Here is a 24,370-nt window from a genome sequence, read left to right as displayed (position 1 = left end):
CTCCCGGGGGATCGTCATGGACCCAGTAGCCGTCGGCACCCGCCTGGCCTCCAGCGTGGCCGCGCCTCTCGTCAGGAAGCTCTTCGTGACGGAGGGCCCGGGAGCCGGGCTCGTGGACAAGCCCGTACGCATCTCGGCGTTCGTCTCCTTCAAGGGCGAGAAGCGGGCCGTCGGCGAGAAGGAACTGGCCGCTCTCTCGGCCGAGTTGGTCGGCCGGGCACTGCGGGCCGGAGAACGTCCGATCCCCGCCGAGGAGGAGCGGGCCGTCGTCCACGCCCTCGCCGCGACCCTGCACGGCCTGGGCGACCTCACCATGACGGACATCCAAGCCGTGGAACTCGGCCACCGGGCGCTCGCCCTGCGGCTGCGCGCGGCGAGCGGAAACCCCGACCGCGACCTGTCCTTCGACGCGACCCTGTTCTACGAGGGGCTGCTCGACACGGCCTGCCTCCACATCCTGCACTTCTTCACCCAGCGCTCGACCTTTGTCTCCCGCACCCTCGTGGAGCAGAGCCGCAGACAGCGCGAACTCATCGCCAAGGTGGATGAGTTGATCGCGCGCACCCCCATGACCGGCGGCACCGACCAGGCCTTCGAGCAGCGCTACCTCGCCCATGTCGCCACCAGGCACAGCCACCTCACCATCTACGGGATCGACCTCGTCAACTCCCCGGAACGCTGGCCGCTGGACGCCGCCTACCTCAGCCTCCAGGCCGTACGACCCGTCGGGGACGAGGAGACCGCTTCGTCGGGCGGCGTGCTCATCGCGGCGTCGGGCACCTCCCTGCCCGCCGAACAGGCCTTGTCGGAACAGGACTTGGTTTTCCTGCGCGGCGTGGCCGGTTCCGGCAAGACCACGCTCGTGCAGTGGCTGGCGGTGACCGCGGCACGCGGAGAGCGGGGAGACCGCATCCCCTTCGTTCTCCCGCTGCGCACCCTCGTCCGCCGCCCGGACGGCCTTCCGGCCCCCGACGCCTTCCTGTCCGCCGCCCGCATTCCCTTCCACGCGACCCAGCCCGGCGGCTGGACCGACCGAGTCCTCAGCCAGGGCCGCGCCCTGCTGCTCGTCGACGGCCTCGACGAGATCCCCGAACGCGACCGTGAACGCACCCGCCGCTGGCTGCGCGAGCTCCTCGACGCCTACCCCGGCAACCAGTGGCTGGTCACGTCCCGCCCTTCGGCCGTGCGGGAGGACTGGCTCGCGCCCGACGGATTCACCGAGCTCGTCCTGTCGCCGATGACCGGCGACGACGTGGCCGCGTTCATCCGCCGCTGGCATGCCGCGGCACGCCTGGACGCCTCGGACACGGACCGCCTCGACGGCTACGAGCGTTCCCTCCTCGACGCCGTCCGGACCAAGCCGGACCTCGGCCGGCTGGCCACCAATCCCCTGATGTGCGGTCTGATCTGCGCGCTGCACCGCGACCGGCGTGGCTATCTGCCGCACGGCAGACAGGAGTTGTACGACGCCGCGCTCTCCATGCTGCTGTCGCGCCGCGACGAGGAGCGCGACATGTTCCCACGGGGAAGCGGTCACGACGGCATCCATCTCACGGAGCTTCCGCAGATCCAGCTGCTGCAACGCCTCGCCTACTGGCTCATCCGCAACACCCGGGTGGAGATGGATCGCGACCGCGCCGAACGCATCGTCGCCGATGTGCTGCCCTCCCTCCCGGCCGCCGCCCACCAGGGCGACGCCTCGCAGGTACTGCGTCATCTCATCGTCCGCAGCGGCCTCCTCCGTGAACCCACCCTCGGCACCGTCGAGTTCGTCCACCGCACCTTCCAGGACTACCTGGGGGCCAAGGCGGCGGTGGAGGACGGGGACTTCGGCCTGCTGGTGCGCAACGCCGGGGAGGCGCAGTGGGCGGATGTGATCCGGATGTCCGTCGCCCACGCCCGCCCACGGGAACGGGCCGAACTGCTGGGCGCCATGACCGACTCGGCGACCCGGCTCGACGGGGCGTCCGCGACCCGCGTACGGCTGCTCGCCCTCGCCTCGCTGGAGCACGCAACGCAGCTCGCGCCCGAGGTGCGGGCCGCCGTGGAGGGCGACGCGGCCGCCCTCATCCCGCCGAGGACGTCCGAGGAGGCCCGCGCCCTGGCCGAGGCCGGCCCCCTCGTACTCGAACTGCTGCCCGGGCCGGAGGGGCTGACCGAGGCAGAGGCCCGGGGAGTCGTGGTCACCGCCTCCCTCATCGGCACCGACGCGGCCGTCCCGGTGCTGGCGCGCTTCCGTTCGCACCCGGCCCTGTCCGTACGGGCCCAGCTCACCTGGGGATGGCACCGGTTCGACACCGAGCGCTACGCGTCCGAGGTGGTCGCCCATCTGGACCCGGCCGATCTGTACTTCACCGCGCACTCGGCCGCCCAGCTCCAGGTGCTGCGCGACCTGGGCGGCCGGTCCATGCTGCAGATCGTCGGAGACCTCGGCTCGGCGGAGCTGCGCGCCTGCCTGCCGCCCGACCAGGTGACGCATCTCGTACTGCGCTACAACAACCGCCTGCGGGATCTGGACTTCCTGTCGGCTCAGCCGCGACTGGAGCAGCTCAACCTCGACCAGTGCCCGGGTGTCGAGGACCTCTCGCCCCTCGCGGCGCTGCCCCTGCGGGCGCTGTCACTGCTGTCCGCCGGATCACGGGGGCGGGCACCGGGAGGCCTGCCGGCGCTGGGCTCGCTGCGTGAACTGAACCTCGGACACCGGCTCACGGGCCGGTCCCTGATCGAGGCCCTCCCCCTGGAAGCGCCGCTGGAAGTGATCTCCTTCGGGCTGGACGCGCTCCGCGACACCGGGATGCGGGGACTGCGTCACTGGGAGTCCCTGCACACCCTCTGGCTGAGCCGGGTCCCCGGGGAGCTCTCCCCCGCCGACTGGTCCGAGGTCGCCGCACTGCCCGGGCTCAGAGAGCTGCGGATCCACCGGGCCGCCTTGGGATCCCTCGGGTCGGCACCGCCGCTTCCGGGCGTCGAGCATCTGGAACTCAGAAAGCTGCTCGGGAACGAGGACCTGTCCGGACTCCGGTCCGTGGTTCCGAATCTCCGGACGGTCAATTTCGTCCTCAATTCGGACACCGGCACCGCGCCGGAACATCTCTCGGGTCAATTGCCGGGCGAGCACACGACGACGAGGACCCACAACATTCTGTGACTCCTCCCTCTCCTGAAAAGAGGGGCTGCCCCGGGACCGAAGTCCCGGGGCAACCCCTTTCCAGGCGGACCCTGAGGTCACGCCTCCTTGCTCAGATTGGGACCGGCACCACCGGCGGCCTGCTCGATCGGCGGGACGTCGGGCAGCGCCGACTTCTCCTCGCCCCGGAAGGTGAAGGCCTTGGCCTCGCCCTCGCCCTCCGTGTCGACGACCACGATGTGGCCGGGACGGAGCTCGCCGAAGAGGATCTTCTCGGAGAGGATGTCCTCGATCTCGCGCTGGATGGTCCGGCGCAGCGGCCGGGCGCCCAGGACGGGGTCGTAGCCCTTCTTCGCGAGGAGGGACTTGGCGCTCGGGCTGAGCTCGATGCCCATGTCCCGGTCCTTCAGACGCTCGTCCACCTTCGCGACCATGAGGTCGACGATCTGGATGATGTCTTCCTCGGTGAGCTGGTGGAAGACCACCGTGTCGTCGACACGGTTCAGGAACTCGGGGCGGAAGTGCTGCTTCAGCTCCTCGTTGACCTTGGCCTTCATCCGGTCGTAGTTGGACTTGACGTCGCCCACGGCCGCGAAGCCGAGGTTGAAGCCCTTGGAGATGTCCCGGGTGCCGAGGTTGGTCGTCATGATGATGACCGTGTTCTTGAAGTCCACGACCCGGCCCTGGGAGTCGGTCAGGCGACCGTCCTCCAGGATCTGCAGCAGCGAGTTGAAGATGTCCGGGTGGGCCTTCTCGACCTCGTCGAAGAGGACGACGGAGAACGGCTTGCGGCGGACCTTCTCGGTCAGCTGGCCGCCCTCTTCGTAGCCCACGTAGCCGGGAGGCGAACCGAAGAGACGCGAGACCGTGTGCTTCTCGCTGAACTCCGACATGTCGAGGGAGATCAGCGCGTCCTCGTCACCGAAGAGGAACTCCGCGAGGGTCTTCGACAGCTCCGTCTTACCGACACCCGAGGGGCCGGCGAAGATGAAGGAACCACCGGGACGCTTCGGGTCCTTCAGGCCCGCTCGCGTGCGGCGGATCGCCTGCGAGAGCGCCTTGATGGCGTCCTTCTGGCCGATGACCCGCTTGTGGAGCTCGTCCTCCATGCGCAGCAGACGCGAGGACTCCTCCTCGGTCAGCTTGAAGACCGGGATGCCCGTGGCGGTGGCCAGGACCTCGGCGATCAGCTCGCCGTCGACCTCGGCGACGACGTCCATGTCGCCGGCCTTCCACTCCTTCTCGCGCTTGGCCTTCGCCGCCAGCAGCTGCTTCTCCTTGTCGCGGAGAGAGGCCGCCTTCTCGAAGTCCTGGGAGTCGATGGCCGACTCCTTGTCGCGGCGGACGCCCGCGATCTTCTCGTCGAACTCACGGAGGTCCGGCGGTGCGGTCATCCGACGGATGCGCATCCGGGAGCCCGCTTCGTCGATCAGGTCGATCGCCTTGTCGGGGAGGAAGCGGTCCGAGATGTACCGGTCGGCGAGCGTCGCCGCCTGCACCAGGGCCTCGTCCGTGATGGAGACGCGGTGGTGGGCCTCGTACCGGTCGCGCAGACCCTTGAGGATCTCGATCGTGTGGGGGAGGGAAGGCTCCGCCACCTGGATCGGCTGGAAGCGGCGCTCGAGGGCCGCGTCCTTCTCGAGGTGCTTGCGGTACTCGTCCAGCGTGGTGGCACCGATGGTCTGCAGCTCACCGCGGGCCAGCATCGGCTTCAGGATCGAAGCGGCGTCGATGGCGCCCTCGGCGGCACCCGCACCGACCAGCGTGTGGAGCTCGTCGATGAACAGGATGATGTCGCCGCGGGTGCGGATCTCCTTGAGGACCTTCTTCAGGCGCTCCTCGAAGTCACCGCGGTAGCGGGAGCCGGCGACCAGCGCGCCGAGGTCCAGGGTGTAGAGGTGCTTGTCCTTGAGGGTCTCGGGCACCTCGCCCTTGACGATGGCCTGGGCGAGGCCCTCGACGACGGCGGTCTTGCCGACGCCGGGCTCACCGATCAGCACCGGGTTGTTCTTAGTACGGCGGGACAGCACCTGCATGACCCGCTCGATCTCCTTCTCGCGCCCGATGACCGGGTCGAGCTTGGACTCACGAGCGGCCTGGGTGAGGTTCCGGCCGAACTGGTCGAGGACCAGGGACGTGGAGGGAGTGCCCTCAGCAGGACCGCCACTGGCGCCGGCGGTCTCCTTGCCCTGGTAGCCGGAGAGCAGCTGGATGACCTGCTGCCGCACCCGGTTGAGGTCTGCGCCCAGCTTGACGAGGACCTGGGCGGCGACGCCCTCGCCCTCGCGGATCAGGCCGAGCAGGATGTGCTCCGTGCCGATGTAGTTGTGGCCCAGCTGAAGGGCCTCGCGGAGCGACAGCTCCAGGACCTTCTTGGCACGGGGGGTGAAGGGGATGTGGCCTGACGGGGCCTGCTGGCCCTGGCCGATGATCTCCTCCACCTGCTGGCGGACCGCCTCGAGCGAAATCCCGAGGCTCTCCAGGGCCTTAGCGGCGACACCCTCACCCTCGTGGATCAGGCCCAGGAGGATGTGCTCGGTGCCGATGTAGTTGTGGTTGAGCATCCGGGCTTCTTCCTGAGCCAGGACGACAACCCGCCGCGCGCGGTCGGTGAACCTCTCGAACATCGTTAATCGCTCCTCAGAGCGGTCAGGCAGTAAGGGGACGCTCCCCTCCCTGTCCTTCCGCAGCTTAGTCCCGCAAGCGGGGACCGCTCATTCCAACTGCCGACACCGTCCTTGGCCTCCAGACCCCGAACGCCGACATCTGCTCCAACCTGATGGTGCGAGACGATGTTCCCGCAGGCCAGGCAGATACCCTCTCCCGCTGTACGCCGATGGCGAACGTGAGATGCCTGAGCCGTGCGTGTCGCCTCTCCCACTAGGGATGTCTTACCCGTACGCACTGACAGTCCATGCCGCGCGCACCGATTCCCTCCGCTACGGGCGAACATCCTTGCCCGGCCGAAAGCCCTCGCACGCCCGTTTTCCAGGAACTCTGTGCGTTCAAGGAAACGCCCAGCGTAACTCCGGGGCTCTTCCGGCGGTTGCTCCTTGCATGGTTCCCACCGTCCCTCTCCCCCGCCGGCGGTTCGATCCGGGAGATCCGGTCGATCCGGTGCATCAGTGGTACGAGAACGAACTGGGCTGGACCGCAGTGCCCGGGTCCCCGGTACGGCTCGTCACGGGGCTGCGCTTCGACGTCCTGGAGGTGCCTGCGGAGGCGGGATTCGCGGCGCTGCGGCATCTGGGGCCCGCGTCTCCGGTGGCGCTGCACGGGGGGCGGATGCGGCTGCTGGTGGCCGCGGGAAGCACGGAGGAGCTGCCGGGGCTGCTCGACTGGCTGGAGTGGGGCACTCTCGCGCTGGATCTCACGGCGATCGGCGCGGGCGGAAGCATCGAGGCTCCCCCGCCGCCGGATCTCGGCGTCCCGGTGCTGCCGGGCTTCGGGGCTCCGGTGTCACCGGTTCCCCGCGCTCCGCTGCCGGCCGGACCGGAGGACCGGCCCGAGGCCCGGACAGAGGACCACCCGCAAGCCCGTCCCGCGGACCCGCCGGCGGCCGGTCCGGAAACACACAGGGGCCCGCGAGGGGCCGCCCGCTGGCTGCGACCCCCGGAGCCCGGCTGCGAGGTGGAGCCGGCATTGCCGACGCTGTCGGCGCTGGGCGGCGGGGCCGTCGGCGGGGGCGGTGGGGGCGCCCCCGATCTCGTACGACTCGTGCGGACGATGGCGACACAGTGCCATCGGGTAAGGCTGCGGCGCGCCTGCGCTCAGCCGTTGGCCTTCTCGTAAGCCTCACGAATGGACGCGGGAACTCGGCCGCGGTCGTTGACCTCGTAGCCGTTCTCCTTCGCCCAGGCGCGGATCTGCGCGGTGTCCTGGCTGCCGCCGGAAGCGACACGGGCCTTTCCGCGTCCGCCCGAAGCACGGCCTCCGGTACGACGGCCACCCTTCACGTAGGGCTCGAGAAGGCCACGGAGCTTGTCCGCATTGGCGGTCGTGAGATCGATTTCGTACGTCTTGCCGTCCAACGCGAACGTCACGGTCTCGTCCGCCTCGCCACCGTCGAGGTCGTCGACAAGAAGGACCTGAACCTTCTGTGCCACCGGATTTCCTTTCATCGATAACTTCAGGGCAAGGAGGGCCCGCGGCATCCGCCGTTTCGCCGTCCCTTGTTATATGCAGTACTGCAGTACGTCGGAAAGCAAACCGCTTTTGCTGGAAAAACACAAACCCCTGGCAGAGACTCAGTGACCACTGCCCGCCCGGAAACGTGCGCGTTTCGGACATAGGGAACGTGGGCAACGCACTCCGCCGGAATAGCCGGTGGCGATCACAGATGCAGAAGCATCCGGCTGTTGCCCAAGGTGTTCGGTTTCACTCGTTCGAGACCGAGGAACTCCGCCACGCCCTCGTCATAGGAACGCAGGAGCTCGGCGTAGACATCGGTGTCGACGGGCGTCTCGCCGATCTCCACGAACCCGTGCTTCGCGAAGAAGCCGACTTCGAAGGTCAGACAGAAAACCCGTCGAACGCCGAGCCAGCGAGCGGTCTGCAGCAACTTCTCCAGCAACTGATGACCGACGCCGAGGCCCTTGACCGCGGGGTTCACCGCGAGAGTGCGGACTTCCGCGAGGTCTTCCCACATCACGTGCAGCGCACCGCAGCCGACCACCTCGGCGTTGTCGTCGCGTTCCGCGACCCAGAACTCCTGGATGTCCTCGTAAAGGGTGACCGTGGCTTTGTCGAGCAGGATACGGCGGCGCACGTTCGCGTCGAGGAGTCCGCGTACGGCCGCGACATCGCTGGTCCTGGCCCGCCGGACGGTGATGGCTTTTGCGGTGACTTCGGGATGCTGTGCCGGAAGCTCTGCTGGAACCTCTGCGGGATGCTCTGCTGGCATGAGCGGACGCTATCGCTCGGAGCCGTCCCCGTCCTCGGCGGGGTTCTCCTCGGAGCGCTCGGGCGCCGGCGGCCTTTCGACGGGTTCGGGAGCCTGCGGTTCGGGCCCTTGCACCATGCGTACCGCATCGCTGAGAGCGACCCGCTGTTCCTCGCTCATCATCCCGAAGAAGGCGACGAGAGCGGCCGCCGGGTTGTCGCTCTGCGACCAGGCGTCGTTCATCAGCGCCGCCGAGTAGGCGGCACGAGTGGAGACCGCCTCATATCGATAGGCCCGGCCTTCCGCCTCGCGGCGGACCCAGCCCTTCTGATGGAGATTGTCCAAAACGGTCATCACCGTGGTGTACGCGATGGACCGTTCCTGTTGAAGGTCTTCCAGGACTTCCCGAACGGTCACCGGGCGGTTCCACTTCCACACCCGCGTCATGACCGAGTCTTCGAGTTCTCCCAATGGGCGAGGCACAGCTCAGAACAATACTGGGAGATGAGCAACAAAAAGGGCGTACGACTCGAAGAACGTATGAAACGCATGAAACGTCTGAGTCGTACGCCGGTGAGCGCGTGGTCCGGCCGGGGCGGCCGTACGCCCGAGGGTTCGGGGAGGCCGTACGCCCAAGGGGGCGCGGTGGGACTTCGCGCGGGGCCGCCCTGGGCTCAGGCCCCGGCGTCCTTGGGGCCCGAGGCCTGGTGGGCGCCCTCCACGCGCGCGAGGGCGGCGTCGACGACCGCGTCCTCCTTGCCCTTGTTGGCGCCGCCCTGGCTCTTCACGATCGTCACGATGAGCCCGACGAAGAACACGGCCATCACGACGGGGGGCACGAGCGCGGAGACATAGTCCATGTCTCCAGAGTAGCTAGCCGGCCGCGAGCTGCTGCGGGGGGTCCGCCGGAGGCGGCCCGGGCTTGCGCCTCGGCGGGAAGACCTCGCCCGGGGTCGGGATGGGCCGGTCCGGGCGAGGCGGCTGGGACTGCGGCTTCGGCTCGGGCTTCTTGTCGGGCTCGTCGGCGGCCCGGCCCCCGGGCAGGGCCAGCAGCCGGGTGCGGGACGACGGCACCGACGGGACCGAGCGGCCCGCGAGCCGGGCGCGCACATCCTGCTCGGCGAGGACCCGGCAGCGGTCCAGGAGGGCCGCCGCGGTGGGGTTGCCGCGCAGCGCGCGGAGCGCGGCGAGGTCGTCGGGGTTCGGCCGGTAGCCGACCGCGAGGACCTCTTCCAGCAGGACGAGGTAGCCGGCGGCGGTGCCCGGCAGCGCGGCCCGGTAGCGGGCCAGGTCGGCCACCAGGAAAGCCCGGAGCCTGGCTCCCTCGCGGGCCGCCTCGTCGACGGACTCGGCGAGGCGGAGGCAGTCCTTGACGTCCTCGGCCGAGGCGGGACTGGGGTGCAGGGCGAGGGCGAGGGCACGGCGGAGCACACGCAGCTCCTCCGCACCGAACGCCATGCCGCCGTGGGATCCGTAAGGCGTGGGCATGCGGCGACGATACGCGCTAATCAGACAAAATCCGCATAGCGGGCTAAATGTGGCGCGTCATGCTTTCGCGGACGCCGGAGGGATTCGGAAGCGGATCCCGCACGCGGAACCCGGTGGCGGATCGAGGCTCTGCCCGTCGGAGACGACACGGAGAGGAGCTTCGCGACGTGTCGCTCTTCGACACCGGCTCGACGCAGTGCACGGGGCGAAACGCGTCGTCCCGGCGCGCGGACCGCGCGTGCCGCGCCGCACAGGGGCGCCCCGGTTGGAGGGGACGCGACACCGCACCGCCCGCCGGGAAGCGCGGTACACACCGCACGTCGGCGCGCACTCCGAGGGGCGCGGACGGCGCCGGTCCGCGGAGTGCGCTCCGGGGAACTCACATACGCGAGACGTTCCGCTCGTACACCAGGCGCAGACCGATCAGCGTCAGCCACGGCTCGTGCTCGTCGATCACCGAGGACTCGCCGAGGACCATCGGAGCCAGCCCGCCCGTGGCGATGACGGTGACGTCCTCGGGGTCGTCGGCGAGCTCGCGCGCCATACGGGTCACGACTCCGTCGACCTGGCCGGCGAACCCGTAGATGATGCCGGACTGCATCGCCTCGACGGTGTTCTTGCCGATCACCGCGCGCGGCCGGGCCACCTCGATCTTCCGCAGCTGAGCGCCCTTGACGCCGAGCGCGTCGACGGAGATCTCGATGCCGGGAGCGATGACACCGCCGATGTACTCGCCCCGCGCGCTGACCGCGTCGAACGTGGTCGCCGTACCGAAGTCGACGACGATCGCCGGCCCCCCGTACAGCTCGACCGCCGCCACGGAGTTGATGATCCGGTCGGCGCCGACCTCCTTGGGGTTGTCCGTGAGGATCGGCACGCCCGTCTTGACGCCGGGCTCGACGAGGACGGCGGGGACATCGCCGTAGTAGCGCCGCGTCACCTCGCGCAGCTCGTGCAGCACGGACGGAACGGTGGCGCAGATCGCGATGCCGTCGATGCCGTCGCCGAGTTCCTCGCCGAGCAGCGGGTGCATGCCCATGAGTCCCTGGAGGAGCACGGCGAGTTCGTCGGCGGTCCGGCGCGAGTCGGTGGAGATGCGCCAGTGCTCGACGATCTCCTCCCCGTCGAAGAGGCCGAGGACCGTGTGGGTGTTGCCTACGTCGATGGTCAGCAGCATGGCCGGGGTTACTCCGCCGCTCGCAGGTCGAGGCCGATGTCCAGGATCGGGGCGGAGTGCGTGAGCGCGCCCACGGCCAGGAAGTCGACGCCCGTCCGCGCGTACGCCGCGGCGTTGTCGAGGACGAGCCGCCCGGACGCCTCCAGAAGGGCCCGGCCCTCGACGACGGCCACCGCCTCCTCGCACTCGACGGGCGTGAAGTTGTCCAGAAGGATCAGGTCGGCGCCCGCGTCCACGACCTCGCGCAGCTGGTGCAGGGTGTCGACCTCGACCTCGACCGGGACCTCCGGGAACATCTCCCGTACAGCCTTGAAGGCCTGGGCCACGCCGCCGGCGGCGACCACGTGGTTGTCCTTGACCAGCGCGGCGTCGGAGAGCGACATGCGGTGGTTGACGCCGCCGCCGCAGCGCACCGCGAACTTCTCCAGGGAGCGCAGGCCCGGCGTCGTCTTGCGGGTGTCCCGCACGCGGGTCCCGGTGCCCTCCAGGGCGTCCGCCCACGCGCGCGTGGCCGTCGCGATGCCGGACAGCCGGCACAGGAGGTTCAGCGCGCTGCGTTCGGCCGTCAGCAGGTCGCGGGTGAGCGTGGTGACGCTCAGCAGCTTCTGGCCGGCCTCGACGCGGTCGCCGTCCTCGACGTGCCGCTCGACCTCGAACTCGTCGGTGCAGACCACGGAGAGGACCGCCTCGGCGACCCGCAGACCCGCGACGACGCCCGCGTCCCGGGCGGTGAAGTCGGCGGTGGAGACGGCGTCCTCGGGGATGGTCGCGACCGTCGTCACGTCCACGCCGTGGTCGAGGTCCTCCTGGATCGCCACGTTCGCGATGTCCTCGACCTCCAGGGGGTCGAGACCGGCGTCGGCGAGGAGCTGGGCGAGAGCGGGATCGAGGCCGCACTCCAGGTACGCCTCGTCCGTTTCGGCGCCGCAGCCGCAGCCGTCGCCGCAGCCGCCGCTCTGGGCGAGGGGAAGGTCGTGGGTGCTCACTTCGGTCACTGCTCCTGGGGAGGGGACTGGGGCGCCGGGTGGGGCTGCCGGGACGTCGGGGGGAAGTCTGCGGTATCGGTGGTGCGAACGGCGAGGGTCCGGTCGGGATTCAGCCGTACGACGATGTGGCGGCGCCACTGGGCGTCGTCCCGGTCGGCGTGGTCCTCGCGCCAGTGGCAGCCCCGGGTCTCCTCGCGGAGGCGGGCGGCGGCGACCAGGACACGGGCCACGCACAGCAGGTTGGTGGCCTCCCAGGTGTCGACACCGGGTTCGGAGGTCTTGCCGTTCTCGTCGAGGGCGTCACGCGCGTCGGCGTGCAGCCGCTGGAGCTGGTCGGCCGCGGTCGCCAGGGACTCCGCGGAGCGCAGCACACCGGCGCCCACGGTCATGATCCGCTGGATCGCGAAGCGGGCCTCGGGGGCGAGCAGCGGGTGCGCGGGCCTCTCGGGGTGCGGCACGGGCTCGGGCACGCGCGCGTGGAGACCGTCCTCGGCGTGGCTCTCCGCGATGTCGGCGGCGATGCGCTCGGCGTAGACCAGGCCTTCCAGGAGCGAGTTGGAGGCGAGCCGGTTGGCGCCGTGGACGCCCGTGCAGGCGACCTCGCCGCACGCGTACAGGCCGGGGACCGTGGTGCGGCCCCGCGCGTCGGTCCGTACGCCTCCGGAGGCGTAGTGCGCGGCCGGCGCGACCGGTACGGGCTCGGTCACCGGGTCGATGCCGTGGGCGCGGCAGGCGGCGAGGATCGTCGGGAAACGGTGCTCCCACATGGCGGTGCCGAAGTGCCGGGCGTCGAGGAACATGTGCTCGGCGTCCTGCTCCTGCATGCGGCGCATGATGCCCTTGGCGACGATGTCCCGGGGCGCCAGCTCGGCCAGCTCGTGCTGGCCCACCATGAAGCGCACGCCGTCACCGTCGACCAGGTGGGCGCCCTCGCCGCGTACCGCCTCGGAGACCAGCGGCTGCTGGCCCTCCGCGTCCGGTCCGAGGAAGAGCACGGTCGGGTGGAACTGGACGAATTCGAGGTCGGAGACCTCGGCGCCCGCGCGCAGGGCGAGCGCCACCCCGTCGCCGGTGGAGACGGACGGGTTGGTGGTCGCGGAGTAGACCTGGCCCATGCCGCCGGTCGCGAGGACCACGGCGGGGGCGTGCACGGCGCCCACTCCGTCGTGCTGACCCTCTCCCATCACGTGCAGGGTCACGCCCGCCGTGCGGCCGTCGGCGTCCGTGAGGAGGTCGAGGACGAGAGCGTTCTCGACCGTGCGCAGGCCACGCGCGCGGACCGCCTCGACGAGGGCCCGGGAGATCTCGGCGCCCGTCGCGTCGCCGCCCGCGTGCGCGATGCGGCGGCGGTGGTGGCCGCCCTCGCGGGTGAGCTCGAGCCGGCCCTCGGCGGACTCGTCGAAGTGCGCGCCGGTCGCGATGAGCCGCCGTACGGCGTCGGGGCCCTCGGTGACGAGGATGCGCACGGCCTCCTCGTCGCACAGGCCCGCGCCCGCGACCAGGGTGTCGTCCAGGTGCTGCTCGGGGGTGTCGCCCTCGCCGAGGGCCGCGGCGATGCCGCCCTGCGCCCAGCGCGTCGAGCCGTCGTCCAGGCGGGCCTTGGTGACGACGACGGTCCTCAGCCCGGCGGCCTCGCAGCGCAGGGCCGCGGTGAGTCCGGCGACGCCGGAGCCGACGACCACGACGTCCGCGGTGAGGGCCCAGCCGGGGGCGGGGGCGTGCAGTCGTATGCCAGTGCCAGTGGCTGTACCTGAACCTGTGCCATTGCCGGTCACGAGGCGGCTCCGAAGGTGAGGGGGATGTTGTCGATCAGCCGGGTCGTCCCGACCCGGGCGGCGACGGCGAGGACCGCCTCGCCGGTGAAGTCGTCCGGGATCTCCGTGAAGTCGGAGGGGTCGACGAGCGCCAGATAGTCCAGGACCAGCGGCGGTCGCATCCGGACCGCCTCGTCGAGGACCAGCCGGGCGGCAGCGCGGACACCGGCGGGACCGCCGGGGACGGCCTTGGCGACGGCGTGCGCGTCGGCCGCGGCCCGGGACTCGCCGATGGCGCTGAGGGCTTCGGCACGCGCGCGCGTGGCGGGCACCTCGAGGGCCCGCGCGCGCAGCGCCTCCTGCGCGGCGTGCCGGTCGCGGCCCGCGAACAGGGCCTGCGAGAGGGCGAGCGCGGTGCGCCGCTCCTCGGCCGAGAGGAAGCGGTTGCGGCTGGAGAGGGCGAGCCCGTCCTCCTCGCGCACGGTGGGGACGCCGGTGATCTCGACCCCGAAGTTCAGGTCGCGCGCCATGCGCCGGATCAGGGCCAGCTGCTGGGCGTCCTTCTGGCCGAAGAGGGCCACGTCGGGCCGGGTGAGGTGCAGCAGCTTGCCGACGACAGTGAGCATGCCGTCGAAGTGGCCGGGCCGCACGGAGCCTTCCAGGCGCCCGCCCATCGGCCCCGCGGAGATCCGGACCTGGGGTTCGCCGCCGGGGTAGACCTCGTCGACGGAGGGGGCGAACACGACGTCCGCTCCCGCCTGTTCGGCGACCTTCAGGTCGGCGTCGAGAGTGCGCGGGTAGCGGTCGAGGTCCTCGCCCTGGCCGAACTGGAGGGGGTTCACGAAGACGGTCACGACCACTTCGCCTCCGTCGCCCGCGACCTCGCGGGCGGTGCGGATCAAGGTGGCGTGGCCCTCGTGGAGGGCGCCCATGGTCATCACGACGGCGCGGCGGCCCGCGCGGGTACGCGCGTGCAGTTCGTCGGCGGTGCGCAGCAGGACGGTGGTCATCGGGCGTCTCCCTCGGTCCCCTGGGTCCCGTCCGTCCCGTTGGCGAGTACCCCCAGGAGGTCCTCGGCCAGTTCCGGCTTGAGCAGTCCGTGGGCGAGCGCGCGGTCGGCGGTCGCCCGGGCCATCGCGAGGTAGCCCGCGACGGTCCCAGGGGCGTGCTCGCGCAGCTCGGCGATGTGCGCGGCGACCGTGCCCGCGTCTCCGCGCGCGACCGGTCCGGTCAGGGCGGCGTCGCCCGACCTGAGCGCGTTGTCCAGAGCGGCGCCGAGCAGCGGGCCCAGCATCCGGTCGGGGGCTTCCACGCCGGCGGTGCGCAGCAGTTCCATCGACTCGGCGACCAGGGTCACCAGGTGGTTGGCCCCGAGCGCGAGGGCCGCGTGGTAGAGCGGCCGGGACTCCTCGGCGATCCACTCGGGCTCGCCGCCCATCTCGATCACCAGGGCCTCGGCGGCCAGCCGCAGCTGTTCGGGCGCGGTGACCCCGAAAGAGCATCCGGCGAGCCGCTGGACGTCCACGGGGGTGCCCGTGAACGTCATCGCGGGGTGCAGCGCGAGCGGCAGCGCGCCCGCCCTGAGCGCCGGGTCGAGCACCCGCGTGCCGTACCGCCCGGAGGTGTGCACCAGCAGCTGGCCGGGCCGGACGGACCCCGTGTCGGCGAGCCCCTCGACGAGCGCGGGCAGGGCGTCGTCCGGGACGGTCAGCAGCACGAGGTCGGCACGCTCCAGGACCTGTGCCGGGGAAACCAGCGGCACGTCGGGCAGAAGCTGCGCGGCACGCCGCCTGGAGGCGTCGGAGACGCCGGAGACGGCCACCGGGCGATGTCCGGCGAGCTGGAGTGCCGCGGCGAGCGCGGGGCCGACACGGCCGGCGCCGACAACGCCGACGGTGAGCCGCGCGGGGCGGTCCTTGGGGTCTGGCTGGGGGAATGTACTCACTCGACGGCGGCCTTCCGTTCCAGTCCGCTCGGGGTACCGGACGATTTCTCGTCATGTTAACGCGATTGGTTCGAGGGCCGTTCGGCCATCCACAGGCTGTGGGTTTCCGCCGACCTCGGAGACCGGCCGTGCGCCGACCGCGTGAACGGGATTTCCGCAGGTCACCGGCGCGCGGAAATCGGGGTGACCGGCCGGGCGGGCTCGGGACATCATCCTGGGATGAGCGATACGGCGGCAGAGAGCGGTACGGAGCCTGCGGAGCGGGCCGGGGAGGAGACGGCGGAGCCGTCTCCCAAGGAACGATTCGAGCGGCGCGCCGCGGCCTGGAAGGCGGCGGAGCGCGTGCTGTGGCGGCCCAGCCACCAGCAGACGCTCCGCGAGCGCCTGACCTGGCTGAGCGAGGCCGCCGAGAGCGTGTGCGACCTCGACGAGCGGGTCGACATGTACGGCGACGGCCTCGTCGAGACCCTGGAGGAGCGGGTCGCCGAGCTGCTGGGCATGGAGGCGGCCGCGTTCTTCCCGACCGGCACCATGGCCCAGCAGGTCGCCCTGCGCTGCTGGGCGGGCCGCACCGGCGACGCGACCGTGGCCCTGCACGCCCTCAATCACCCCGAAGTCCATGAGCGGCAGGCCTTCAGCCAGGTCAGCGGCCTGCGCCCGGTGCATGTGACGGACGCGCCCCGGCTGCCGACCGCCGAGGAGGTACGGGACTTCCCCGAACCGTTCGGAGCGCTCCTGCTGGAGCTGCCCCTTCGCGACGCCGGTTTCGTCCTGCCGTCCTGGGAGGAGCTCACCGAGGTCGTGGAGGCCGCCCGGGAGCGCGACGCGGTGGTCCACTTCGACGGGGCCCGGCTGTGGGAGTGCACCCCGTACTTCGACCGCCCCCTGGAGGAGATCGCGGGCCTCGCGGACAGCGTGTACGTGTCCTTCTACAAGTCGCTCGGCGGCTTCGGCGGTGCGGCGATCGCGGGCCCCAGGACGCTCGTCGACGAGGCGAAGACCTGGCGGCACCGGTACGGCGGCATGATCATCCAGCAGTTCCCGACCATCCTGTCCGCGCTGATCGGACTGGAGCGGGAGCTGCCCCGGCTGCCCGAGTACGTCGCCCACGCGCGCGTGGTGGCCGGCGCCCTCCGCGAGGGCTTCACGGAGGCCGGTGTCCCCTGGGTCCGCGTCCATCCGGAGGAGCCGCACACCCACCAGTTCCAGATCTGGCTGCCGTACGACCCGGACGTCCTCGGGGACGCGGGGCTGCGGCAGACCGAGGAGACGAGGACGGGCCTCTTCGCCCAGGGCTGGGCCCGGGGCGGCCCCGGACTCGCGTACACCGAGATCACGGTGGCCGGGCCGGGCCTGGAGTGGACGGCGGACGACGTGAAGGCGGCGGTCCGGGCGTTCGTGGAGCGGCTGCCGGGCGAGAGCACCGAGTAGCCCGGCGGAGCGAGGCGGCGGCATGGTCGGCGTAGCGACGGCGGAGCACACCGGCCGGGGCGACCGGTCGCGCGACGGGTGGCGCGACCAGTGGCGACGGGTCCGCAGCGGGCCGCGCACTGGAGCCTCACCGGACCGGGGGCGGGGCCTCGGCGGACCGGGGGCGGGGCCTCGGCGGACCGGGGGCGGGGCCTCGGCGGGCCGGATGCGGGACCTCAGCGGGCCGGGTGCCGACGCGGTCCGTGCAGCCACCGGCCCAGAGCGCCGCGTATCCGGCCGTGGGCCGGATGCCCGGTCACGACGGCCCGGAACCGCCGGTAGTCGCGCAGCCCCCGCACGACCTCCCGGTCGTGGGTGCCGGGGGCCGGAGGGGCCGCTTCCCCGTGCTGAGAGGCCCGGTAGGTGTCCAGGAGGTACTGCTGGGTGATGCTCATGACGGATCGCCTCTCGGGACGAGGAATGGGATCCGAAGGCCCCGCGCGGACTGCCCCGGTGGTCCCACATTGCGCCTGATCACAACGGCTGTCGCCTCGATTGACGGCCGCGGTCAATCGACGGCGGGCGTTGTCGGTGGCGGGGTGCACCATGGGGGCATGAGCGTGCACATCGACATCAGCGGTCTGCGGCCGGAGCGGATCGCCGTCGTGCCGTCGCCGCTGGCCGAGCTGGGGATGGCGCTGCACGCGCTGGCGGAGCCGGGACACCACCCCGGGCTCCAGGGCTGGGTGACGGGCGTGACCGCCCGGCTCGACCCCCATCTCGCGGACCGGATGTGCGAGGCGGACTTCCTGTGGCGTACGACGTTCTCGGACCTGTTCCTGCCGTGTGCGGGCATCCCGGGCGTGGCCGCGCTGCCGGGGGCGACGCTCGCCGAGGACCTGGATCTGCTGGACAAGCTCACGGACGAGCAGTTCGTGGACGCGGCCCTGGAGTTCACCTGCGCGCTCGCCTACGGCACCGAGGGGCCGCACGCCCTCTCCGATCCGGAGGTGCAGCGGCGTGCCGTGGATCTGGCCGCCTCACGCGGGCCGCAGCAGACGCGGTTCACCGAGCGGCTGCTGGCGGACCCGCCGGGCGTGCGGGCCTGGCTGAGGCAGTTCCTGGAGGACTGCGACGAGGCCTTCTTCGCCGAGACCTGGTCCCGGCTGCGCCACCCGCTCGCCGCAGAGGCCCGTCACAAGACGGATCTGCTCCGGCACAAGGGCCTGCCCGAGGCGCTGGCCTCCGTCTCCTCCGCCCTGTCCCTCGACGAGACGGCGCGGCGCATCACCGTCGACAAGCTCACCGAGGGGCTCACGGTCACGGCGGACGGCGGCCTGCTCCTCGTCCCCACCAGCCTCGGCCGCCCGCACCTGATGGTGCTGCACCGGTACCGGTGGCAGCCGGTGCTGCACTACCCCGTCAGCTCCCCCGACCTCGCCACCCCGCCCTCGGTCGAGCAGCTCACCCTGCGGATGACCGCGCTGTCCCACCCGGTCCGGATGCGTATCTGCCGCCATCTGGCCAGGAGCGCGTACACGACCGGGGAGCTGGCCCAGGTGCACGGCATGACCGCACCGGAGATATCCCGGCACCTGGGTGTGCTCAAGAAGGCGGGCCTGATCACCACACGGCGCCGCGGGCGGTATGTGCTGCACCAGCTCGACGTCAGCGTGGTGGCCCGGCTGGGCAGCGATTTCCTTGAGGGCATCCTGCGCTGAGGGCTCCCGACGAGGTGCCGTCGGCTTCCGACGAGGTGCCCCGGGCTCCCAAGAGCTGCCGTGGTGGAGGTCGCTGACCCTGCGTGGTCCGGACGACACCCGCCGGTTCAGTCGAAGCGGATGTGGCGCGCGCTCGTCCACGCCCGCCGCAGGCGTCCGCGTACGGCCCCGTCGCGGTTCGGCGTGAGGGTCAGCCCCGCGAGGACGGCGATGCGGTCGGCGGTCTTGGCGACCGTCGTGTGGTCGGTCCACAAATGCTCGGCGAACTCCGGCTCGCGCAGCCGCTCCAGACAGTGGTCGAGCTGCCCCACGGCCCAGCTCTCGCGCCGCAGCGGGGCGTCCTTGCGGGCGACGTACCGCAGGAGCCGCCCGAAGCCGCGCTCGCGCAGCCGCCCCAGTACGGTCTCGCGCTGGGCCAGCAGCGTGAAGTGCCGTACGTCGTGGCCCAGTTCGCCCAGCCGTCCGACCGTCTCCGCGAAGTACCGGGGGTCCGTGACCGTCATCGGAGCGATGACCACGCCCCCGTGCTCGGCCAGCGCGAGGTCGAGCACCTCGACCACGCCCTGCCGCCAGGACACCAAGTCCTGGAAGTCGCCGCGGAGTTCGGGCGGAAGCATGCGGCGCAGACCGAAGCCGGCGTGTTCCGGATCGCAGATGACGCTGCCGGGCAGCCGTCGCTGGATCTCGTGTGCGGTCTGTGTCTTGCCGCCCCCGAAGGGGCCGTTGATCCACAGGAGCATGCGCAGACCCTAGTGGGCGCCGGTCACGCCCCGGTCACGCCCCCTCCGCCGGCCGCGCCTCGGAGCGCGTCAGCCGTGGCCGCCCGCCCGGACGATCCCCGTCTCGTAGGCGAGCACGACCACCTGGACCCGGTCACGCAGCCCCAGCTTGGTGAGAATGCGCCCGACGTGGGTCTTCACGGTGGCCTCGGAGAGGACGAGCCGGGCCGCGATCTCGCCGTTGGACAGTCCCTGCGCGACGAGGATCATGACCTCGCGCTCACGCTCGGTGAGCCGTTCCAGCCCCTTGTGCCGGGGCTCCTTGCCCGCGTTGGGCAGCAGCGGCGCGAAACGGTCGAGCAGGCGCCGGGTGGTGGACGGCGCGACCACGGCGTCGCCGCTGTGCACGGAACGGATGGCGGCGAGCAGCTCGCCCGGGGGCACGTCCTTGAGCATGAAGCCGGAGGCGCCCGCCTTCAGCCCGGAGAACGCGTACTCGTCGAGGTCGAAGGTGGTGAGGATCAGCACCTTCGGCGGGTTCGGGTCCGAACAGATGCGGCGGGTGGTCTCCACGCCGTCCAGCTTCGGCATGCGTACGTCCATCAGGACCACGTCGACCGCGGTGGCGCGCAGCACCTGGAGTGCCTCGACGCCGTCGCCCGCCTCGGCCACGACCTCCATGTCCGGCTGGGCGGCGAGCACCATCCGGAAGCCGGTGCGCAGCAGCACCTGGTCGTCGACGAGCATCACGCGGATCGCCATCGGGGTCCTTTCACTTCGTACGGATCACGTATGTACAGGTGTCAGTGGGCCGGTTTGAGCGGCAGCAGGGCGCTGATGCGGAAGCCTCCACCAGGCCGCGGCCCCGCGTCCAGCGTGCCGCCGACCATGCCGACGCGCTCACGCATGCCGATCAGGCCGTGGCCCTGCCCGTCGGCGCCGCCGTCCTCGTACAGCTCGTGGGGGGCGCCCTTGCCGTCGTCCTCGACGAGCAGCCCGAGGCCGTCGTCGAAGTAGACCAGACGGACGCTCGCACCCGCGTTCGGGCCCCCGTGCTTGCGGGTGTTGGTGAGCGCCTCCTGCACGATGCGGTACGCCGTGAGTTCCACGCCGCTGGGCAGGGGACGCGGGGTGCCCTCCACCTTGAAGTCGACGGGGAGGCCGGAGGTACGGCACTGCGCGATGAGGTCGTCGAGCTGCTCGACGTCGGGCTGCGGCACGTACTCGCCGCCCTCCTGGTGCTCGCCGGTGCGCAGGACCCCGAGCAGGCGGCGCATCTCGGCGAGGGCCTGCCGGCCGGTCCCCGAAATGGTCTCCAGGGCCTTCTTGGCCTGGTCCGGGGCGGTGTCCATGACGTACGCGGCGCCGTCGGCCTGGACCACCATCACCGAGACGTTGTGCGCGACGACGTCGTGCAGTTCGCGCGCGATCCGGGCACGCTCGGCGGCAACCGCGACCTTGGCCTGCGCCTCGCGCTCCTTCTCCAGGCGGGCGGCGCGCTCCTCCAGCTGCGCGAGGTAGGCGCGGCGGGTGCGGATCGAGTCGCCGAGCACCCAGGCGAGCGCGAACGGAACCGTCTGGAAGATCGCTATGAGGACGCCGCCCAGTCCGCCGGACTCGTTCGCGGGCCAGCGGAGCTGCGCGAGCGTGCCCGCGCACAGGCCGCCGATCAGCGCGAACCGGGAGGCCCAGCGGGCGCCGTCCGCGGCGACGGTGTAGATGATCACCAGCATCGCGAAGTCCGCGGTCAGCACCTCCACGTCGAGAACCAGCTGGAGGAAGCCCAGGGCCGCGGCAAGGATCAGCATCTTCTCCGGCATACGGCGGCGCAGCGCGACGACCAGGCACAGGAAGGAGGCGATCGTCAGGGACTCGGCGAACGACCCGTGGTGGTCCTCGGCCCCGTCGACAGTCGCGATGTTCACGCCGGTGACGCCGAGCAGGGCGACGGCCCAGAAGCTGTCGACCCATGTCGGGTACCTGCGGAGAAAGTCATAGAGGCGCTGCACGTAACCCAGAGTAGGGAAGCGTGCAGTGTGCAGGGGTCAGCCGGAGGATCGATCCGGGACCGCCCCTCGTACTCCCCAAGGTGGATGCCCACCGCTCCGCGGCGCTCGGGGACGGTCGTGCGGACCCCGCCGCGGACGCGGGTCCGGCCCGCGTGTCCCCCCGAAGATCCCCGCCGGCGAGGCACCGTCCGCACCCTGCGACCCGATCCGGACGACAGCCCCTAGCCTGGCCCGGTGAGACGTGAGGCGGCGGGCGAGTGGCGAGGGTGGCGCGAGGCGACGGAGGAGGCGCTGTACGGCCCCTCCGGCTTCTATCGCAGGCCCGAGGGGCCCGCCGGGCACTTCCGGACCTCGGTGCACGCGTCCCCGCTGTTCGCCGACGCCGTGGCGCGGCTGCTGTGCCGCGTCGACGCGGCGCTCGGCCGGCCGGACGCGCTGGCCTTCGTCGACATGGCTGCGGGCCGCGGCGAGCTGGTGACCGGCGTCCTCGCCGCCCTCCCGGCCGAGGTGGCCTCCCGCGCGCGCGGGTACGCGGTCGAGCGCGCCGACCGCCCGGCCGGCCTCGACGACCGGATCGCCTGGCTCACCGAGCCCCCGAAGGGGATCACCGGGCTGTTGTTCGCCAACGAGTGGCTGGACAACGTGCCCGTGGACGTCGCCGAGGCCGGCCCGGACGGAGTGCCGCGTCTCGTCCTCGTCCGCGGCGACGGGGCCGAACGCCTCGGGGAGGCCGTCACCGGGGCGGAGGCGGAGTGGCTGGAGCGCTGGTGGTGGCCCGGCGCGCGGCGCGCCCGCACGCCCGCACCGGGAGCGCGGCAGGTCCGCACGCCCCCACGAGAAGCTCCGTTTCCACAGGGAGCGCACGCGGCTGCCGGGGAGCCCCCCGCGCCCGCCGAAGGCGCCCGTGCCGAGATCGGGCTGCCCCGGGACATCGCCTGGGCCTCCGCCGTGTCCGCGCTCGACCGGGGTCTCGCCGTCGCCGTCGACTACGCGCACTTCGCGGGCGTACGGCCGCCCTTCGGGACGCTCACCGGTTTCCGGGAAGGACGCGAGACGGTTCCGGTGCCGGACGGGTCGTGCGACATCACCGCGCACGTGGCGCTCGACGCGTGCGCGCTGCCCGGGGGTCACGTGACGACCCAGCGGGCGGCGCTGCGTGAGCTGGGCGTGAGCGGCGCGCGCCCGTCGCTCACCCTGGCGTCCACGGACCCCTCCGCCTATGTGCGCGCCCTCGCGGGCGCCGGCGAGGCCGCGGAACTCACCGCGTCGGGCGGCCTGGGCGACTTCGGCTGGCTGCTCCAGCCCGTGGGCTTCCCGGACGCGCTCCCGGACGGCCCTGCCGACGAGAGCGCCCTCCTCCGCGGCGCCCTACTTGTCGATGTCCCCGACCACGAAGAACAGTGACCCCAGGATCGCCACCATGTCCGCGACCAGCGTCCCCGGCAGCAGTACGGCGAGCGCCTGGATGTTGTTGTACGAGGCGGAGCGCAGCTTCAGCCGGTACGGGGTCTTCTCGCCCTTGCTGACCAGGTAGTAGCCGTTGATGCCGAGGGGGTTCTCGGTCCAGGCGTACGTGTGCCCCTCGGGCGCCTTCAGGACCTTGGGCAGGCGCTGATTGATCGGCCCGGGCGGCAGCTCGGCGAGCCGGTCGAGGCACGCGTCCGCGAGATCCAGGGAGACGTGCGTCTGCTCCAGGAGGCACTCGAAGCGGGCCAGGCAGTCGCCCTCCTGGCGGGTGACGACCTTCAGGGTGTCCTGGAGCTCGCCGTAGGCGAGGTAGGGCTCGTCGCGGCGCAGGTCGAAGTCGACGCCGGAGGCACGCGCGATGGGGCCGCTCACGCCGTACGCGTGCACGGCCTCCGGCGCGAGGACGCCCACATCGCGCGTACGCCCCCGGAAGATCTCGTTGCCGAGCACCAGGTCGTCGTACACGCCCATGCGCGAGCGCAGCGCGGCGACGCAGGCACGCGCGCGTGCGGCCCATCCGGCCGGGAGGTCCTCCTTGAGGCCGCCGACGCGGTTGAACATGTAGTGCATGCGCCCGCCGGAGATCTCCTCCATGACGTGCTGGAGTTCCTCGCGCTCCGTGAAGGCGTAGAAGATCGGGGTGATCCCGCCCAGCTCCAGGGGATAGGAGCCGAGGAACATCAGGTGGTTGAGGACGCGGTTGAGCTCCGCGAGGAGCGTGCGCGTCCACACCGCGCGCGCGGGGACCTCCATGCCGAGCATCCGCTCCACGGCGAGGACGACGCCCAGCTCGTTCGAGAACGCGGACAGCCAGTCGTGGCGGTTGGCGAGCATGATGATCTGGCGGTAGTCGCGCGCCTCGAAGAGCCTCTCCGCGCCGCGGTGCATATAGCCGATGACCGGCTCCGCGTGCTGGATCCGCTCGCCGTCGAGCACGAGCCGCAGCCTCAGCACACCATGGGTCGAGGGGTGCTGGGGGCCGATGTTGAGCACCATGTCGGTGCTCTCGGCAGCGCCGCCGATACCGACCATGGTCTCCGTCGTGGGAGTCATGGGCACAGTCTCTCGTACGTACGCTTGCCCCATGGAGACGGGGAGCAAGCAGACCGCCGAGAACGCGATGCCGGAGCCGGTCTGGACCGGGCTGCCTCCGGGGCTGCTGCGGATGCGGCGGCTGCTGCTGGTGGTGTGGCTGGGACTCCTGACGATCGCCGTCGGGCTGCTCCTCGGCCTGTTCGCCGGTCCGGGCTGGGCGGCCTTCGCCCTGCTGCCGCTCGCCCTGATCGGATGGGGCTGGCCCATGCTCGGGCGCAACTGGCGCTCCTGGCGGTACGCGGAACGCGCGGACGACCTGCTGATCAGCCGGGGTGTGCTGTGGCGTGAGGAGACCGTGGTGCCGTACGGGCGCATGCAGCTGGTCGAGGTGACCTCCGGGCCCGTCGAACGGCACTTCGGGCTCGCCAGCGTGCAGCTGCACACGGCCGCCGCGGCGACCGACGCGTGCATCCCGGGCCTCGACCCGGCCGAGGCCGAGCGGCTGCGGGACCGGCTGACCGAACTGGGCGAGGCACGATCGGCGGGACTGTGAGCACGGCCTCCCCGGGCTCCTCGGACTCCCTGGGGAACACCCCTGCCGCCTCCCTGGAGAACACCCCTGCCGCGCCCCTCGGTCCGCCCGGTACGAC

At 71.6% G+C, this 24,370-nt stretch carries 22 protein-coding genes; 6 read left to right on the top strand and 16 right to left on the bottom strand.

The window, feature by feature from the left end; translation table 11 throughout:
- Positions 1-16 precede the first annotated feature (16 nt).
- The gene (locus ACWD68_RS24250; RefSeq protein WP_451808528.1) at positions 17-3,148 is read left to right on the top strand and encodes an NACHT domain-containing protein; all 3,132 of its coding nucleotides are present in this window, start codon (positions 17-19) and stop codon (positions 3,146-3,148) included.
- Positions 3,149-3,225: 77 nt separating this feature from the next.
- Here ACWD68_RS24250 and ACWD68_RS24245 read toward each other — a convergent pair whose 3' ends face one another.
- Positions 3,226-5,754, bottom strand: a complete 2,529-nt coding sequence (locus ACWD68_RS24245; RefSeq protein ID WP_451808527.1) for an ATP-dependent Clp protease ATP-binding subunit — start codon at positions 5,752-5,754, stop codon at positions 3,226-3,228.
- Positions 5,755-6,184: 430 nt separating this feature from the next.
- Here ACWD68_RS24245 and ACWD68_RS24240 point away from each other — a divergent pair, with 430 nt between their 5' ends.
- Positions 6,185-6,919, top strand: a complete 735-nt coding sequence (locus ACWD68_RS24240; protein WP_451808526.1) for an SCO3374 family protein — start codon at positions 6,185-6,187, stop codon at positions 6,917-6,919.
- Here the strand turns inward: ACWD68_RS24240 and ACWD68_RS24235 are convergent.
- From ACWD68_RS24235 to ACWD68_RS24190, 10 genes are all read right to left on the bottom strand, one after another.
- The gene (locus tag ACWD68_RS24235; protein ID WP_010986119.1) at positions 6,898-7,233 is read right to left on the bottom strand and encodes a histone-like nucleoid-structuring protein Lsr2; all 336 of its coding nucleotides are present in this window, start codon (positions 7,231-7,233) and stop codon (positions 6,898-6,900) included. The two genes, ACWD68_RS24240 and ACWD68_RS24235, sit on opposite strands and share 22 nt — an antisense overlap.
- Before the next feature lie 227 nt (positions 7,234-7,460).
- Entirely contained in the window at positions 7,461-8,030 is a 570-nt protein-coding gene (locus ACWD68_RS24230; protein ID WP_356464811.1) for an amino-acid N-acetyltransferase, read from the bottom strand.
- A gap of 9 nt (positions 8,031-8,039) precedes the next feature.
- On the bottom strand, positions 8,040-8,456 hold the full coding sequence (locus ACWD68_RS24225; RefSeq protein ID WP_451808525.1) for a BlaI/MecI/CopY family transcriptional regulator: 417 nt from the start codon (positions 8,454-8,456) through the stop codon (positions 8,040-8,042).
- 227 nt (positions 8,457-8,683) lie between these two features.
- Complete coding sequence (locus ACWD68_RS24220; protein ID WP_451808524.1) at positions 8,684-8,869, bottom strand: hypothetical protein; 186 nt, start codon at positions 8,867-8,869, stop codon at positions 8,684-8,686.
- A gap of 13 nt (positions 8,870-8,882) precedes the next feature.
- Positions 8,883-9,467 carry a hypothetical protein gene (locus tag ACWD68_RS24215; protein ID WP_451808557.1) on the bottom strand — a complete coding sequence of 195 codons (585 nt, stop codon included), beginning with the start codon at positions 9,465-9,467 and terminating at the stop codon, positions 8,883-8,885.
- A gap of 409 nt (positions 9,468-9,876) precedes the next feature.
- Positions 9,877-10,674, bottom strand: a complete 798-nt coding sequence (locus tag ACWD68_RS24210) for a type III pantothenate kinase (RefSeq protein ID WP_389501536.1) — start codon at positions 10,672-10,674, stop codon at positions 9,877-9,879.
- An 8-nt stretch (positions 10,675-10,682) separates the two neighbouring features.
- Entirely contained in the window at positions 10,683-11,660 is a 978-nt protein-coding gene (gene nadC / locus ACWD68_RS24205) for a carboxylating nicotinate-nucleotide diphosphorylase (RefSeq protein ID WP_451808556.1), read from the bottom strand.
- A gap of 5 nt (positions 11,661-11,665) precedes the next feature.
- On the bottom strand, positions 11,666-13,435 hold the full coding sequence (locus ACWD68_RS24200) for an L-aspartate oxidase (RefSeq protein ID WP_451808523.1): 1,770 nt from the start codon (positions 13,433-13,435) through the stop codon (positions 11,666-11,668).
- Positions 13,432-14,424 (bottom strand): pantoate--beta-alanine ligase, encoded by a 993-nt coding sequence (panC, locus tag ACWD68_RS24195; protein ID WP_451808522.1) that lies wholly within the window; start codon positions 14,422-14,424, stop codon positions 13,432-13,434. The genes ACWD68_RS24200 and panC overlap by 4 nt, the downstream gene beginning before the upstream one ends.
- Entirely contained in the window at positions 14,421-15,359 is a 939-nt protein-coding gene (locus ACWD68_RS24190) for a Rossmann-like and DUF2520 domain-containing protein (protein ID WP_451808521.1), read from the bottom strand. The genes panC and ACWD68_RS24190 overlap by 4 nt, the downstream gene beginning before the upstream one ends.
- A gap of 219 nt (positions 15,360-15,578) precedes the next feature.
- Between ACWD68_RS24190 and ACWD68_RS24185 the strand changes: the two genes are divergently transcribed.
- Positions 15,579-16,790: a threonine aldolase family protein gene (locus ACWD68_RS24185; protein ID WP_451808520.1), complete on the top strand. Its 1,212-nt coding sequence runs from the start codon at positions 15,579-15,581 to the stop codon at positions 16,788-16,790.
- A 215-nt stretch (positions 16,791-17,005) separates the two neighbouring features.
- Here ACWD68_RS24185 and ACWD68_RS24180 read toward each other — a convergent pair whose 3' ends face one another.
- Positions 17,006-17,224, bottom strand: a complete 219-nt coding sequence (locus tag ACWD68_RS24180; protein ID WP_451808519.1) for a hypothetical protein — start codon at positions 17,222-17,224, stop codon at positions 17,006-17,008.
- Between the two features lie 159 nt (positions 17,225-17,383).
- On the opposite strand from ACWD68_RS24180, the gene ACWD68_RS24175 reads away from it, so the two are divergent.
- Positions 17,384-18,490, top strand: coding sequence for a DUF5937 family protein (locus tag ACWD68_RS24175; RefSeq protein ID WP_451808518.1), 1,107 nt, complete (start codon positions 17,384-17,386; stop codon positions 18,488-18,490).
- A gap of 107 nt (positions 18,491-18,597) precedes the next feature.
- Here the strand turns inward: ACWD68_RS24175 and ACWD68_RS24170 are convergent, their stop codons facing one another.
- The 3 genes from ACWD68_RS24170 to ACWD68_RS24160 all read right to left on the bottom strand — a co-directional run bounded on the left by ACWD68_RS24170 (position 18,598) and on the right by ACWD68_RS24160 (position 21,218).
- Positions 18,598-19,230: an AAA family ATPase gene (locus ACWD68_RS24170; RefSeq protein ID WP_451808517.1), complete on the bottom strand. Its 633-nt coding sequence runs from the start codon at positions 19,228-19,230 to the stop codon at positions 18,598-18,600.
- A 69-nt stretch (positions 19,231-19,299) separates the two neighbouring features.
- Positions 19,300-19,971 (bottom strand): response regulator, encoded by a 672-nt coding sequence (locus tag ACWD68_RS24165; protein ID WP_451808516.1) that lies wholly within the window; start codon positions 19,969-19,971, stop codon positions 19,300-19,302.
- A 41-nt stretch (positions 19,972-20,012) separates the two neighbouring features.
- Positions 20,013-21,218 carry a sensor histidine kinase gene (locus ACWD68_RS24160; protein ID WP_451808515.1) on the bottom strand — a complete coding sequence of 402 codons (1,206 nt, stop codon included), beginning with the start codon at positions 21,216-21,218 and terminating at the stop codon, positions 20,013-20,015.
- A 234-nt stretch (positions 21,219-21,452) separates the two neighbouring features.
- Between ACWD68_RS24160 and ACWD68_RS24155 the strand changes: the two genes are divergently transcribed.
- Positions 21,453-22,622 (top strand): SAM-dependent methyltransferase, encoded by a 1,170-nt coding sequence (locus tag ACWD68_RS24155; protein ID WP_451808514.1) that lies wholly within the window; start codon positions 21,453-21,455, stop codon positions 22,620-22,622.
- Here ACWD68_RS24155 and ACWD68_RS24150 read toward each other — a convergent pair.
- A complete protein-coding gene (locus ACWD68_RS24150) occupies positions 22,587-23,738 on the bottom strand; it encodes an NADH-quinone oxidoreductase subunit D (RefSeq protein WP_451808513.1) in 1,152 nt (383 codons plus the stop codon). The two genes, ACWD68_RS24155 and ACWD68_RS24150, sit on opposite strands and share 36 nt — an antisense overlap.
- Positions 23,739-23,769: 31 nt before the next feature.
- Here ACWD68_RS24150 and ACWD68_RS24145 point away from each other — a divergent pair, with 31 nt between their 5' ends.
- A complete protein-coding gene (locus ACWD68_RS24145; protein WP_451808512.1) occupies positions 23,770-24,273 on the top strand; it encodes a PH domain-containing protein in 504 nt (167 codons plus the stop codon).
- The last annotated feature ends 97 nt before the right edge of the window (positions 24,274-24,370 follow it).

It is taken from the genome of Streptomyces sp. NPDC005141, assembly GCF_053599975.1.
Note: the sequence above shows the minus strand (reverse complement) of the source record. Positions and strands in the feature narration are given on the sequence as shown.

Bases quoted from the DNA above. Each gene is read 5' to 3' on its own strand.
- ACWD68_RS24185 (WP_451808520.1), top strand. From the start codon at position 15,579: ATGAGCGATACGGCGGCAGAGAGCGGTACGGAGCCTGCGGAGCGGGCC.
- ACWD68_RS24230 (WP_356464811.1), bottom strand. From the start codon at position 8,030: ATGCCAGCAGAGCATCCCGCAGAGGTTCCAGCAGAGCTTCCGGCACAG.
- ACWD68_RS24225 (WP_451808525.1), bottom strand. From the start codon at position 8,456: ATGACGCGGGTGTGGAAGTGGAACCGCCCGGTGACCGTTCGGGAAGTC.
- ACWD68_RS24150 (WP_451808513.1), bottom strand. From the start codon at position 23,738: ATGACTCCCACGACGGAGACCATGGTCGGTATCGGCGGCGCTGCCGAG.
- ACWD68_RS24180 (WP_451808519.1), bottom strand. From the start codon at position 17,224: ATGAGCATCACCCAGCAGTACCTCCTGGACACCTACCGGGCCTCTCAG.
- ACWD68_RS24210 (WP_389501536.1), bottom strand. From the start codon at position 10,674: ATGCTGCTGACCATCGACGTAGGCAACACCCACACGGTCCTCGGCCTC.
- ACWD68_RS24145 (WP_451808512.1), top strand. From the start codon at position 23,770: ATGGAGACGGGGAGCAAGCAGACCGCCGAGAACGCGATGCCGGAGCCG.
- ACWD68_RS24245 (WP_451808527.1), bottom strand. From the start codon at position 5,754: ATGTTCGAGAGGTTCACCGACCGCGCGCGGCGGGTTGTCGTCCTGGCT.
- ACWD68_RS24170 (WP_451808517.1), bottom strand. From the start codon at position 19,230: ATGCTCCTGTGGATCAACGGCCCCTTCGGGGGCGGCAAGACACAGACC.
- ACWD68_RS24175 (WP_451808518.1), top strand. From the start codon at position 17,384: ATGAGCGTGCACATCGACATCAGCGGTCTGCGGCCGGAGCGGATCGCC.
- panC (WP_451808522.1), bottom strand. From the start codon at position 14,424: ATGACCACCGTCCTGCTGCGCACCGCCGACGAACTGCACGCGCGTACC.
- ACWD68_RS24240 (WP_451808526.1), top strand. From the start codon at position 6,185: ATGGTTCCCACCGTCCCTCTCCCCCGCCGGCGGTTCGATCCGGGAGAT.
- ACWD68_RS24250 (WP_451808528.1), top strand. From the start codon at position 17: ATGGACCCAGTAGCCGTCGGCACCCGCCTGGCCTCCAGCGTGGCCGCG.
- ACWD68_RS24220 (WP_451808524.1), bottom strand. From the start codon at position 8,869: ATGGACTATGTCTCCGCGCTCGTGCCCCCCGTCGTGATGGCCGTGTTC.
- ACWD68_RS24215 (WP_451808557.1), bottom strand. From the start codon at position 9,467: ATGGCGTTCGGTGCGGAGGAGCTGCGTGTGCTCCGCCGTGCCCTCGCC.
- ACWD68_RS24165 (WP_451808516.1), bottom strand. From the start codon at position 19,971: ATGGCGATCCGCGTGATGCTCGTCGACGACCAGGTGCTGCTGCGCACC.